The sequence below is a fragment of the Janthinobacterium sp. LS2A genome, assembly GCF_036543145.1.
In the GTDB taxonomy this organism is placed as follows: Bacteria; Pseudomonadota; Gammaproteobacteria; order Burkholderiales; family Burkholderiaceae_D; genus Janthinobacterium; species Janthinobacterium aestuarii.
The window spans coordinates 219,134-231,288 of record NZ_JAZHPB010000006.1; the positions used below are offsets into that span (position 1 = coordinate 219,134).

A 12,155-nucleotide genomic window follows, 5' to 3' on the forward strand; every position below is an offset into this window, starting at 1 on the left:
TCGTGTTGTAGGACGGGTACCCGCAGAGTGAGAATGCACCGCAAAATAAATTTCCCGAAGATGCGTTTTTGATCATTTTTACTCTAGAAAATATATCCACAGAAATATTGCATGCCGACGCCGCCGACTCGCCGGCGCCGTTTCGCGGCATAATGAAGCCTCCACGTTTACCGATGCCGCTCCATGATGGTCGCTACCCCACCTCCGCCAGCCGTTCCGCTTCCCTTGCCGTCGCCGGTACCGTCGCCCTGCGTCAGCCTGTGCAAGATGAACCGCAACAGCGGCTTGTGCGAAGGCTGTTTGCGCACGCTCGACGAGATCATTGCCTGGAGCAAGGCCGACGACGACTTCAAGCGCGCCGTGTGGGCCGAATTGCCAGGACGCGAATCACTGCTCGATTTCGAGCCCGACTACTGAGGAAGCCATGCCGCGATCGCCAGCGCTGTTCCCCGATGCCATGCAGGTGTTCGAACGCGGCTGGCTCTCGTCGAACAACATCCTGTTACTGGGCCGGGACGACACGGCCCTGATCGACAGCGGCTATGTCACACATGCGCCGCAAACCCTGGCCCTGCTGCGCCATAGCCTTGCCGGCCGTCCGCTGGACCGCCTGTTCAACACCCATCTGCATTCCGACCATTGCGGCGGCAACGCGCTGCTGCAAGAGGAATACGGCTGCCATACGGCCATTCCCGTGTCGGAAGCGGACAAGGTGCGCGCGTGGGATGTCGACGCCCTGAGTTTTCAGGCCACGGGCCAGCAATGCCCGCGCTTCGGCTTTGACGCCACCGTCTCGCCCGGCGACACGTTGACCTTGGCCGACATGCACTGGCAAGCGCTGGGCGCGCCGGGCCATGATCCGCACTCGCTGATTTTTTACTGCGCCGACGAGGGCATCCTGATCTCCGCCGACGCGCTGTGGGAAAACGGCTTTGGCGTGATCTTCCCCGAACTCGATGGCGGCTCCGGCTTTCTGGAAGCGCGCGCCACCCTGGATCTGATCGCCGGCCTGGACGTGCGCGTGGTGATCCCCGGCCACGGGCGGCCGTTCCAGGATACGGCCGGCGCCCTGCAGCGCGCCTATTCGCGCCTCGATTACCTGGTGTCCGACCCCGTGCGCAATGCGCAGAACGCCGTGAAAGTGCTGCTCAAATTCCTGCTGCTGGAACGCCAGCGCATCGCCCTCGCCGAGATACCGGCCCTGCTGCGCGGCATGCCCGTCTTCGAAGAGGCGAACCGGCGCTTCCTGCGCCAGGAGGCGGCCGCGCTGGCCGAGTGGGCCGTTTCCCAGTTGATGCGGGCCACGGCGGCGCGCGTCGAGGGTGAGTACTTGCTTAATGAGGGTTGAGGCGTAAGTGCGATAAATTCAGCACGATCGTACTTTTTCTGCACTATAATCAAGCTCAGTGTGTTTCTCATCCCGATCAACTTTCCAGCGAGTCCGCCATGGCATTGCCTGTTGCGTTGCAAAACCTCTCCTTACCCGTTATCGCTTCGCCGATGTTCATCGCCAGCGGCCCGGCCCTCGTCGCGGCGCAGTGCAAGGCCGGCATCGTCGGTTCCTTCCCGGCCCTGAACGCGCGTCCCGCTGAATTGCTCGACACCTGGCTCACGGAGCTGCAGGCCGAATTGGCCGCCTTCCAGGCCGCCAATCCGGACAAGAAAGTCGGGCCGATCGCCGTCAACCAGATCGTGCACCAGTCGAACGACCGCCTCGCGCATGACGTGGAAGTGTGCGTCAAACACCAGATCCCCATCATCATTTCCTCGCTGCGCGCGCCGCCCAAGGAAATGCTCGACGCCATCCACAGCTATGGCGGCATCGTGCTGCATGACGTGATCTCGATCCGTCACGCGAAAAAGGCGCTGGAAGCCGGTGTCGATGGCTTGATCCTGGTGGCCAGTGGCGCCGGCGGCCACGCGGGCACCCTGTCGCCATTCGCGCTGGTGGGCGAAGTGCGCAAATTCTTCGACGGTCCGCTGGCGCTGTCCGGCTCCATCGCCACGGGCGACGCCGTGCTGGCCGCGCAAGCGATGGGCGCGGACTTTGCCTACATCGGCTCGCGCTGGCTGGCAACCAAGGAATCGAACGTCAGCGATGGCTACCGCGACGCCATCGTCGATTCCAGCGCGGCCGACATCGTCTACACGAACCTGTTTACTGGCGTGCACGGCAATTACCTGAAAAAATCGATCGAAGCGGCCGGACTCGATCCGGAAGCCCTGCCCGAAGCGGACAAGAGCGCGATGAATTTCGGCTCGGGCAGCGCCAAGGCCTGGCGCGACATCTGGGGCGCGGGCCAGGGCGTGGGCTTGATGGATGACGTGCCGAGCGTGGAAGAGATGGTGGCGCGCCTGAAAGCCGAATACGATGCGGCGCGCGCGCGGTTGAAGCTGTAATCGTTGTTGCGATGGTGGTGGTGTCGGATTACGCGGCGTGCCGCCGCTAATCCGACCTACGACCTATGATGGCGGTGTCGGATTACGCCACCGGGCAGTGGTAGGTCGGATTAGCGCGCAGCGCGTAATCCGACAACACCTCCATCACTCCTGCTTCAAATCCTCAGGCTTGATGGCCCACAGGCCCGGCAGGTTGCGCCAGTAGCCATACGCATCCATGCCGAAGCCGACGACGAAGCGGTTCGGTATCACCAGGCCGACGATGTCGGCTTGCACGGGCTTTTTCTTGCCGATGGCCTTGTCGGCGAACACGGCCAGGATCACTTCCGAAGCACCCATGTCCAGCAAGCGCTGCTTGACGTGCGCCAGGGTTTCGCCTTCGTCGAGAATATCGTCGAGCACGATGACGGTGCGGCCCGCCACGTTCGAGCGAGGGATGACTTTCCACACCACTTCGCCGCCTTTGTCGTCGTCGCCGTAGCGGCTCACGTGGATGTAGTCGAATTCGAGCGGAAAGCTCAGTTGCGGCAGCAGGTTGCCCGTAAATACGACGGCGCCGCCCATCACGCCCAGCACCAGCGGGAACTCTTTCGAGTCCTCGGCGTTGAAGCGCGTGTTGAGCACATCGGCCATGCGCGTGATCGACGCCTGCACGGCGTCTTGGTCGAACAGCAGTTCCGCGTTCTTGATCAGGTCACGGGCACGATTGTGATGAAATTCTTGCATGGACTCTTGCATGGCGATGAATGGGGCTGATGATGAATGCGGGTATTATCCCGCAAACGCCATCCGTGCGCTACGCCTAGCTGTAATCGCGCACGTCGTCGATTATTTTCCCATCCTGCGCCAGGCTGCCCACGGCCACCAGCACCACGTCGCCGCGCAGCTTGGTCAGTTCGCGGATCGAGCCGATGATGGCCTCGGTGCCGCTGGCGTCATGGGGATTGTCGACTTCGCAATGCAAAGCCATCTCGTCGTTGGCCATGCGTCCCGATACCACCAGCCGCGCCTTCTTGATTTGCGGGTGGCGGCGCGCGATTTCATGCACTTGCGACGGATGCACGAACATGGCGCGCACCTTGGTGGTTTGATCGGCGCGCCCCATCCAACCCTTGATGCGCGTATTCGTGCGTCCGCACGGCGACTCCGGCGTATCGACCAGCACGGCCGACAGATCGCCCGTGGCAAAGCGGATCAGCGGGTAGTCGGCATTGAAGACGGTGACGACGACTTCGCCCACTTCACCCGGCGCCACGGGAATGCCGCTGCCCGGATGGACGATTTCCAGCAGTATGTTTTCATCAACGACCATGCCCGGATTGAGTTTGCCATTGCTGGCCGTCTCATAGGCGATGCTGCCGATATCGGCCGAGGCATAGGTCTGGAATACGTGCGGCACGCCGTTCGCGGCAAACCAGCTGCGCAGGGATTCGGGCAAGGCTTCGGCGCCCATCACGGCCTTGGTGACGCTGCTGATGTCGGCGCCCATTTCGCGCGCCTTCTCGATGATCAGTTTCAGGAACGACGGCGTGCCGATATACGTATCCGGTTTCAGGTCGACCATCGCCTGCACCTGCATTTCCGTCTGGCCGATGCCGGCCGGGATGACGGTGCAGCCGATGCGCGCGGCGCCGCCTTCGACCATGAAGGCGGCCGGCGTGAAGTGATACGAAAAGCAGTTCTGCAACAAGCCGCCGGCGCGCACGCCGGCCGCATACATGGGCCGCGCAAAGCGCCACCAGTCGGGGCCGCGGCCTTCCGGATCGAAGATGGGACCGGGCGAGACGAAGACGCGCGACAGGGCGTTCTTCGGCGTCGTGTTCAAGCCGCCGAACGGCAGCGCGCCGTGCTGCAATTGCTTGAGATCGGACTTGCGCGTGACGGGCAGCTGCGCCAGCGCGGCGCGGCTGGTGATGTCGGCCGCGTTGACGCCATCGAGGATGCGGGCCCAGCCCGGCGCCTGTTGCGCGCGCGCGATCAACTGCGGCAGGCCGGCCATCAATTCGCGTTCGCGCGCTTCGGGGGCGCGTGCTTCCAGACTGTCGAGCGTATCGGTCATGTTGCGGATTCTCCAATGTCACGTTGCATTTTTTTCGTCAGCCCCGCAAAAATCAGGCTGTATGAGCGGTGCAGCAGGGCGGCCATTTCGTCGTCATTGAGGGCGTCGGGGCTGGCGACGAGCACCCATTTGGCCCGCGCCAGATAGGGCGCCGGGCGAAAACCGGGACGGTCCGTCAATTCCAGGAAGCGCTCCGCATCGACCTTGAAGCTCATGCCGCGCGTGCTGTGCGCTTCCGCGCCGCATAGCGCGAACAGGCGGCCACCGACAGAAAACGCCAGCACGTTGCTCCATTTGATGTCTTCTGTCGCGCCGGGAAAGCCGCGGCACACTTGCTTCGCCCGTTCCAAGTCCATGACGGCAGCTCCGATATCAGGCCAGCCAGCGCTTGCGGCGGCGGTAGAACTTCATGTCGCGGAAGCTCTTGCGCCCGGCGCTGGACACGCCCAGGTAAAACTCCTTGACGTCTTCGTTGCTGGCCAGTTCCTGCGCTTGCCCTTCCATCACGACTCTGCCGTTTTCCAGGATGTAGCCGAAGTCGGCGTAGCGCAGCGCCACGTTGGTGTTCTGTTCGGCCAGCAGGAAAGAGACGTTTTCCTTGTGGTTCAAATCCTTGACGATGCCGAAGATCTCTTCGACGATCTGCGGTGCGATGCCCATCGAGGGCTCGTCCAATAAAATCATCGACGGCTTGGCCATCAGCGCGCGGCCGATGGCGCACATCTGCTGCTCGCCACCCGAGGTGTAGCCGGCCTGGCTGCTGCGCCGCGTTTTCAGGCGCGGGAAGTAGTGGTAGACCTTGTCCAGCGCGTCTTTCAGTTCGCCGCGCGACAGGCTGCGCGTGTAGGCGCCGGTCAAGAGGTTTTCCTCGATAGTCAGGTGGCCGAAACAGTGGCGCCCTTCCATCACTTGCGACAGGCCCCGCTTGACCAGTTCATTCGGCGTCAATTGGTCCACGCGCTCGCCCTTGAACTGGACTTCGCCCTTGGTGACGTCGCCGCGTTCGCCGCGCAGCAGGGTCGAGATGGTTTTCAGGGTGGTCGACTTGCCGGCGCCGTTGGCGCCCAGCAGCGCCACGATCTTGCCCTGCGGGACTTGCAGCGACACGCCCTTCAGGACCAGGATCACGTGGTCGTAGATGACTTCGATGTTGTTCACCGACAGGTAGGGCGGCGCGGTGTCTGGTGTTTGCGTGGCAGTGGGTGTCATGGCTGCTTCGTTTTCATGTGATGTTGGTGCTTGTCGGATTACGCTACGCTAATCCGACCTACGTGGATGCGGCGTAGGTCGGATTAGGCCGCAGGCCGTAATCCGACACCACCCCGAAAGCCGCTTACTTCATGCACGCCGGCGTGATCTTTTTCTCTTCGGCGTACTTGCCCGACGATTCCTCGACCAGCTTGCGCACCAGGGCCTTGTCGCCGACGATCCATTTCGGCGTGATGGCGGTCCACTTCTTGCCATCCCACTGCTGCACTTTGACGGCGCCCGAACCTTCATGGTCGTCGCAGCTGGTTTTCACGGTCGGGAACATGCCCAGCGCACCGACGGCCTTCTGGCGCGCATCGTCGACGTTCAGGTTTTCCAGGCCCCAGCGCATCTGCTCGCCCGTGATCGGTTTGCCCTTGCCGAATTTTTCCTGCGCCACGCGGATCGCTTCCACCCACAGGATGCCGGCCGTCACGCCGCGCATGTGGTAGACGGAGCCGATGCGCGACTGGTCGGACAGGTTGCCCTTGCCGGACGCGTAGAGTTTCTTGCGGATGTCGTCGAGCACGGGGTAGTTGCCAGGGGTATTGAACGTCATCGCCGTGTAGCCCTTGGCCGCGTCACCCGATGGAATCGTGTCTTCCTCGGAGCCGGCCCACCAGACGCCCAGCATTTTGTCGCGCGGGAAGCCGTTGCGCTGCGCCGTCTTGATGGCGACGGAGTTCATCACGCCCCAGCCCCACAGGATCACGTGGTCCGGCTTGGCCTGGCGGATTTGCAGCCATTGCGATTGCTGTTCGCTGCCCGGCGGCGCGACGGGGATTTTCACCAGCTCGAAGCCGTACTGTTTCGACAGCGCTTCGAGCACGGGCAGCGGCTCCTTGCCGAAGGCAGAATCGTGGTACAGGTGGACGATCTTCTTGCCTTTCAGCTTGTCCATGCCGCCATCCTTGTCGCCCAGGTACTTGATCATGGCGGCGGCCTGGCTCCAGTAGCTGGAGATCAGCGGATACACATACGGGAAGACCTTGCCGTTGGCGGCGTCCGAGCGGCCGTAGCCGATCATCGTCATGGGGATCTTGTCCTGCGCCACGCGGTCGAGGATGCCGTAGGCGACGCCCGTGGACAGGGTTTCGACCAGGGTGGCGCCGCCCTGCTTGGTTTTCAGGCGTTCATAGCATTCGACGCCGCGCGACGGGTTGTATTCGGTTTCGCATTCTTCCCAGCTGATTTTCACGCCATTGACGCCGCCGGCCTGGTTGACCAGGTTGAAGTAATCGATGATGCCGCCGTAGAAACCGGAGCCGCCGGCCGCATACGGACCCACGCGGTAGGACGGCAGGGCGATGTACTGTTCCTTGTCCTGCGCTTGCGCGCTGCCGGCCATGGTGAGTGCGGTACTGGCGATGGCGGCGGCCAGCATGAGCGATTTGATGTGTTTCATTATGTGTCTCCTCTTGTTTTATTTGGTATTCAAGTGAACCGACATCGACTGCAAAAACTTAGTGTGGGAAGGGCCAGAGTCTCAACTTTTCCTTCGCGATCTGCCACAGCCTGGCCAGGCCGTGCGGCTCGACGATCAGGAAGAAAATGATCAGCGCGCCGAACACCATCAGTTCCAGGTTCGAAGCCACGCTGGTCGGCAATGCCAGGCCATGCGCGATGGTGTTCAGGAAGACGGGCAGCAGTACGATGAAGGCCGCGCCGAGGAAGGAGCCGAGAATCGAACCGACGCCGCCGATGATGATCATGAACAGGATGCGGAAGGACAGGTCCAGGTTGTACGCTTCCGGCTCCACCGTGCCCAGGTAGGCATACGCATACAGGGCGCCGGCCACGCCGCAGTAGAAGGAGCTGACGGCAAACGCCAGCAGCTTGGTGCGCATCAGTCTGAAACCGATCACTTCGGCTGCCATGTCCATGTCCCGCACGGCCATCCACGAGCGGCCCACGTTCGAGCGGATCATGTTCTTGGCCAGCAGCGCCATGCCGGCGACAATCGCCAGTACCAGCAGGTATTTGCTTTGCGGCGTGTCGAACTGGTAGCCGAGGATGGTCATCTTCTGCACCGTGATCACGCCCGAGGAGCTGTAGTTGGTCAGATACGGGATCTTGGTCAGGCACCAGACGACAAAGAACTGCGTCGCCAGGGTGGAGGCGGCCAGGTAAAAGCCGCGAATGCGCAAGGACGGCAGGCCGAAGGCGATGCCCACCATGGCTGCGCACAGACCGCCGAGGATGAAGGACACGAGCAGCGGCAAGCCAGGCAGGCGGGCCATGAAGTTATACGAGGCAAAGGCGCCCACGGCCATGAAGGCGGCCGTGCCCAGCGACAGCTGGCCCGCGTAACCGGTCAGGATGTTCAGGCCCAGCGCCGCCAGGGTAAAGATCAGGAAGGGGATCAGGATCGCCGACAGCATGTAGGGCGAGGCGAAATACGGCAGGAGGAAGACGGCGACGAGCAGCGTGGCCGTCAGCGCCAGGCGGTCTTGCCTGATCGGGAAAATCTGGTTGTCAGCCTGGTAGCTGGTCTTGAATTGTCCTGCTTCACGGTAAATCATGGCGTGTCCTTTACTGGCTGTTGGGGTGTTTGTCGGATTACGCCTTCGGCTAATCCGACCTACGATGCTCTTGGGGCCTTATATTCGTCGGATGATCTTCTCGCCGAACAGGCCTTCCGGACGCACCAGCAGGAACAGCAGGGCCAGCACATACGGGAACCAGCCTTCGATGCCGCCGCCCACCATGGGACCGAGGTAGACTTCGGCCAGCTTTTCCGACGCGCCGATGATCAGGCCACCGACGATGGCGCCCGGCACCGACGTAAAGCCGCCGAGGATCAGCACCGGCAGCGCTTTCAGGGCGATGAAGGTGAGGGCGAACTGCACCCCGTTGCGCGCGCCCCAGAGCAAGCCGGCCACCATCGCCACCAGGCCCGCCACGCCCCACACGACGGCCCAGATGCGCTGCAGCGGAATGCCCACGGCCAGCGCCGCCTGGTGGTCGTCGGCGACGGCGCGCAGGGCGCGGCCCACCTTGGTTTTCGAGAACAGCAAGGCCAGGCAGATCACCAGCAGCGCGCAGATGCCGGCCGCCACCACGTCGAATTGCGAGATGATGATGTTGAAATGGTCCATCAGGAAGGGCATCGGCACGTCTTCGATGGGCAGGTCCAGCTTGTGCACCTGCGAGCCCCACATCAGCTGCGCCAGCCCTTCGATGAAGAAGGTCAGGCCGATGGTGGCCATGAACAGCGTGATCTCTGGCTGGTTGACGAGGGGGCGCAAGACGACTTTTTCAATCGCCATGCCCAGCACGATCATCGTTACCATCGTCAGCGGGATGGCCAGCCACAGCGACAGGCCGAACTTGTCCATGATGCCGACGCAGGTGAGGGCGGCGAAAAACACCATCGCTCCCTGCGCGAAGTTGAACACGCCCGAGGCCTTGTAGATCAGGACGAAGCCGATCGCCACCAGCGCGTACATGACGCCCGACAGCAGGCCGCCGATTAGCACTTCAAAGAAAAAATTGATATTCATTGCTATTCCTCGTCTAGTGCGCCACGCCGAGATAGGCGTTGATGACATCCTGGTTGCTGCGCACCTCGTCGGGCGTGCCGTCGCCGATCTTCTTGCCGTAATCGAGCACCACCACGCGGTCGGAGATATCCATCACCACGCCCATGTCGTGCTCGATCAGCACGATGGTCGTGCCCAGCTGGTCGTTGACGTCGAGGATGAAGCGGCACATGTCCTGCTTTTCTTCCACGTTCATGCCGGCCATCGGTTCATCGAGCAGTAAAATTTCCGGTTCGGCCACCAGCGCGCGGCCCAGTTCCACGCGCTTTTGCAGGCCGTAGGGCAGGCGCCCCACGGGCGTCTTGCGGATGGCCTGGATTTCCAGGAAGTCGATGATCTCTTCTGCCTTCTTGCGGTGCTCGATTTCCTCGCGCCGCGCCGGGCCCCAGTACAGGGCTTGCAGCAGGAAATTCGACTTCATCTTGAGGTTACGCCCCGTCATGATGTTGTCGAGCACCGTCATGCCCTTGAACAGGGCGATGTTCTGGAAGGTGCGCGCGATGCCGGATTTGGCGGCCGCATAGCAGTCCATGCCGCGCCGGTGCTCGCCCCGGTAGATGATTTCGCCCTGCTGCGGGCGGTACACACCGTTGATCACGTTCAGCATCGAGCTTTTGCCGGCGCCGTTCGGGCCGATGATGGCGCGGATTTCATGTTGTTTCACGTCGAACGAGATGTCGGTCAGCGCTTTCACGCCGCCGAACGACAGCGAGATGTTCTTCAGGTCGAGGATCACGGGGCCCGCCTTGCGGGCCGTGCCGAAATGGGCGTCGGGTTCGTTCATTTGCATCGTGCTGTGCTCCATCATGCGGCCAGGCCTTGGGGCCGGTACGTTTTGCTGTCCCAGATCTGCAGGTCGGCGCTGGTCGAACCGGTGCGGCCGTCCTCGAATTTCACCTGGGTCTCGATGTATTGCGTTGTCTTGCCTTCATACAGGGCAGAAATGAGCACCGCGTACTTTTCGGCGATGAATTTGCGGCGCACCTTGCGCGTGCGCGTCAGCTCGTCGTCGTCCGGGTCGAGTTCCTTGTGCAGCACGAGGAAGCGGTGCACCTGCGTGCGGTCCATCAGCGGGTCGGCCGCCAGTTCCGCGTTGACCTGCTCGATGCAGTCGCGGATCAAGCCATAGGTTTCGTCGCGCGCCGCCAGATCCGTATAGCCGGAGTAGGCGATGCCGCGCCGCTCGGACCAGTTGCCCACTGCTTCGATGTCGATGTTGATGAAGGCGCACACTTGGTCGCGCGCATGGCCGAAGGCCACCACTTCCTTGATGAAGGGGAAGAACTTGAGCTTGTTTTCGATGTAGTTGGGCGCGAACATGGCGCCGCAATTCATCTTGCCCACGTCGGCCGCGCGGTCGATGATTTTCAGATGGCCTTCGCTGTCGAACACGCCCGCGTCGCCCGTATGGAAGTAGCCGTGATCGTCGATCACTTCGGCCGTGGCGTCGGGGCGCTTGAAGTAGCCGCTCATGGTGGCGGGCGACTTGACCAGCACTTCGCCATTGGCCGCCAGCTTGACTTCCACGCCCGGTGCGGGCAAGCCGACGCTGTCGAACTTGATATTGCCGTCCGGTTGCAGACACACATAGGCGCAGGTTTCGGTCGAGCCGTACAGCTGCTTGAGGTTGACGCCGATGGAGCGGTAGAAGCGGAACAGGTCGGGGCCGATGGCGGCGCCGGCCGTGTAGGCGACGCGCACGCGCGAAAGTCCCAGCACGTTTTTCAGGGGGCCGTAGACGAGCAGTTCGCCCAGCTTGTAGCTGAGACGGTCCGCCAGCGGCACGGGCTTGCCGTCCAAAATCTGCGCGCCGCAGCGCTTGGCCACGTCCATGAAATGGCTGAACATGTGGCGCTTGATGCTGCTCGCGTCTTCCATGCGTATCATCACGCTGGTGAGCATGTTCTCGAACACGCGCGGCGGTGCAAAGTAGCAGGTGGGGCCGATTTCGCGCATGTCGATCATCACCGTGTCGCCCGATTCGGGGCAGTTGACGGTGAAGCCGGCCACCATGGCTTGCGCCAGCGAGAACAGGCAGTCGCCGACCCACGCCATGGGCAGGTAGGACAGGATGTCTTCATTGTCGGTGAGCTTGTCGAAGGCGACGCCGCCTTCGCCGGCTGCCAGCAGTGCCGTATGGCTCTGGCACACGCCCTTCGGCTTGCCCGTGGTACCCGAGGTGTACAGGATCACGGCCGAGTCGCTGCCTTGGCCCGCTGCCACGGCGGCGTCGAAAAAGCCCGGGTGTTCGCGGTCATAGGCCCGGCCCAGCGTCTGCAGGGCGGCAAAGGACGTCAGCTCCGGCTGGCGGTAATGGCGCATGCCCCGTTCATCGTCATAGGCGATGTGGGCGACGTGCGGATACAGGGCCTTGAGTTCGAGCAGCTTGTCGACCTGCTCCTGGTCTTCGACGATGGCGTAGCGGATTTCCGCATCCTGCAGCACATAGGCCATGTCGGCGGCCGGCGCGTCCTGGTACAGTGGCACGGGCACGCCGCCCAGGCTTTGCGCGGCCAGCATGGCCCAGTACAGGCGGGGACGGTTGTCGCCGATGATGGCCAAGTTCATGCCGCGCTGGAAGCCGATGGCGGCCAGGCCGCAGGCCAGCGCGCGCACTTCCTCGTTCACCTCGGACCAGGTCCAGGTTTGCCAGATGCCCAGGTATTTTTCGCGAAAGGCGGGCTTGTCGGATCGTACTGTCCCGTGTTGCAATAAGCGCCGCGGAAAAGTCGGCATTGCTGCTGTGGTATTCGTTTGCACCAGTGTCTCCCTGTTGCTTGTCTCAGGCCCCACCTCGTTGGATGGCGCTCTGTGTTTTTTATGTGTAAGGCGTTTGTGCAATGATAGTAGCTTGCGTTAGTTTGCCAAGTTGTCTTTTCGGGGACATTTACCCACTTTTCGATGGT

At 62.3% G+C, this 12,155-nt stretch carries 12 protein-coding genes; 3 read left to right on the plus strand and 9 right to left on the minus strand.

The annotated features are described in order from the left end of the window. Positions 1-183: 183 nt before the first annotated feature. The 3 genes from V3C40_RS18510 (at position 184) to V3C40_RS18520 (ending at position 2,400) form a co-directional block, all read left to right on the plus strand. A complete protein-coding gene (locus V3C40_RS18510; RefSeq protein WP_070304433.1) occupies positions 184-417 on the plus strand; it encodes a DUF1289 domain-containing protein in 234 nt (77 codons plus the stop codon). Positions 418-424: 7 nt separating this feature from the next. Continuing rightward, positions 425-1,348, plus strand: a complete 924-nt coding sequence (locus tag V3C40_RS18515) for an MBL fold metallo-hydrolase (RefSeq protein ID WP_331778221.1) — start codon at positions 425-427, stop codon at positions 1,346-1,348. 98 nt (positions 1,349-1,446) lie between these two features. Further along, complete coding sequence (locus V3C40_RS18520) at positions 1,447-2,400, plus strand: NAD(P)H-dependent flavin oxidoreductase (protein WP_034752807.1); 954 nt, start codon at positions 1,447-1,449, stop codon at positions 2,398-2,400. A 144-nt stretch (positions 2,401-2,544) separates the two neighbouring features. Here V3C40_RS18520 and V3C40_RS18525 read toward each other — a convergent pair whose 3' ends face one another. The 9 genes from V3C40_RS18525 to V3C40_RS18565 all read right to left on the minus strand — a co-directional run bounded on the left by V3C40_RS18525 (position 2,545) and on the right by V3C40_RS18565 (position 11,985). Next, positions 2,545-3,126 (minus strand): hypoxanthine-guanine phosphoribosyltransferase, encoded by a 582-nt coding sequence (locus V3C40_RS18525; protein ID WP_099377742.1) that lies wholly within the window; start codon positions 3,124-3,126, stop codon positions 2,545-2,547. A gap of 76 nt (positions 3,127-3,202) precedes the next feature. Beyond that, positions 3,203-4,459, minus strand: coding sequence for a phenylacetate--CoA ligase family protein (locus tag V3C40_RS18530; RefSeq protein WP_331778222.1), 1,257 nt, complete (start codon positions 4,457-4,459; stop codon positions 3,203-3,205). Then, the gene (locus V3C40_RS18535; protein ID WP_331778223.1) at positions 4,456-4,815 is read right to left on the minus strand and encodes an MmcQ/YjbR family DNA-binding protein; all 360 of its coding nucleotides are present in this window, start codon (positions 4,813-4,815) and stop codon (positions 4,456-4,458) included. Before V3C40_RS18535 ends, V3C40_RS18530 begins: the two co-directional genes overlap by 4 nt. A 16-nt stretch (positions 4,816-4,831) precedes the next feature. Next, the gene (locus V3C40_RS18540) at positions 4,832-5,668 is read right to left on the minus strand and encodes an ABC transporter ATP-binding protein (protein WP_058049338.1); all 837 of its coding nucleotides are present in this window, start codon (positions 5,666-5,668) and stop codon (positions 4,832-4,834) included. Positions 5,669-5,792: 124 nt separating this feature from the next. Further along, entirely contained in the window at positions 5,793-7,112 is a 1,320-nt protein-coding gene (locus V3C40_RS18545; RefSeq protein ID WP_331778224.1) for an ABC transporter substrate-binding protein, read from the minus strand. Positions 7,113-7,170: 58 nt separating this feature from the next. Next, complete coding sequence (locus V3C40_RS18550; protein ID WP_319992030.1) at positions 7,171-8,229, minus strand: branched-chain amino acid ABC transporter permease; 1,059 nt, start codon at positions 8,227-8,229, stop codon at positions 7,171-7,173. Positions 8,230-8,307: 78 nt separating this feature from the next. Next, a complete protein-coding gene (locus tag V3C40_RS18555; RefSeq protein ID WP_175444594.1) occupies positions 8,308-9,204 on the minus strand; it encodes a branched-chain amino acid ABC transporter permease in 897 nt (298 codons plus the stop codon). A gap of 19 nt (positions 9,205-9,223) precedes the next feature. Then, positions 9,224-10,039 carry an ABC transporter ATP-binding protein gene (locus V3C40_RS18560; RefSeq protein ID WP_034753577.1) on the minus strand — a complete coding sequence of 272 codons (816 nt, stop codon included), beginning with the start codon at positions 10,037-10,039 and terminating at the stop codon, positions 9,224-9,226. Positions 10,040-10,053: 14 nt separating this feature from the next. Then, the gene (locus V3C40_RS18565) at positions 10,054-11,985 is read right to left on the minus strand and encodes an AMP-binding protein (protein ID WP_072455960.1); all 1,932 of its coding nucleotides are present in this window, start codon (positions 11,983-11,985) and stop codon (positions 10,054-10,056) included. Positions 11,986-12,155 lie beyond the last annotated feature (170 nt).

Excerpts from the sequence above, each read along its gene's own strand:
- V3C40_RS18540 (WP_058049338.1), bottom strand. The coding sequence starts at position 5,668 with ATGACACCCACTGCCACGCAAACACCAGACACCGCGCCGCCCTACCTG.
- V3C40_RS18535 (WP_331778223.1), bottom strand. The coding sequence starts at position 4,815 with ATGGACTTGGAACGGGCGAAGCAAGTGTGCCGCGGCTTTCCCGGCGCG.
- V3C40_RS18510 (WP_070304433.1), top strand. The coding sequence starts at position 184 with ATGATGGTCGCTACCCCACCTCCGCCAGCCGTTCCGCTTCCCTTGCCG.
- V3C40_RS18550 (WP_319992030.1), bottom strand. The coding sequence starts at position 8,229 with ATGATTTACCGTGAAGCAGGACAATTCAAGACCAGCTACCAGGCTGAC.
- V3C40_RS18525 (WP_099377742.1), bottom strand. The coding sequence starts at position 3,126 with ATGCAAGAATTTCATCACAATCGTGCCCGTGACCTGATCAAGAACGCG.
- V3C40_RS18515 (WP_331778221.1), top strand. The coding sequence starts at position 425 with ATGCCGCGATCGCCAGCGCTGTTCCCCGATGCCATGCAGGTGTTCGAA.
- V3C40_RS18565 (WP_072455960.1), bottom strand. The coding sequence starts at position 11,985 with ATGCCGACTTTTCCGCGGCGCTTATTGCAACACGGGACAGTACGATCC.
- V3C40_RS18530 (WP_331778222.1), bottom strand. The coding sequence starts at position 4,459 with ATGACCGATACGCTCGACAGTCTGGAAGCACGCGCCCCCGAAGCGCGC.
- V3C40_RS18545 (WP_331778224.1), bottom strand. The coding sequence starts at position 7,112 with ATGAAACACATCAAATCGCTCATGCTGGCCGCCGCCATCGCCAGTACC.
- V3C40_RS18560 (WP_034753577.1), bottom strand. The coding sequence starts at position 10,039 with ATGCAAATGAACGAACCCGACGCCCATTTCGGCACGGCCCGCAAGGCG.
- V3C40_RS18520 (WP_034752807.1), top strand. The coding sequence starts at position 1,447 with ATGGCATTGCCTGTTGCGTTGCAAAACCTCTCCTTACCCGTTATCGCT.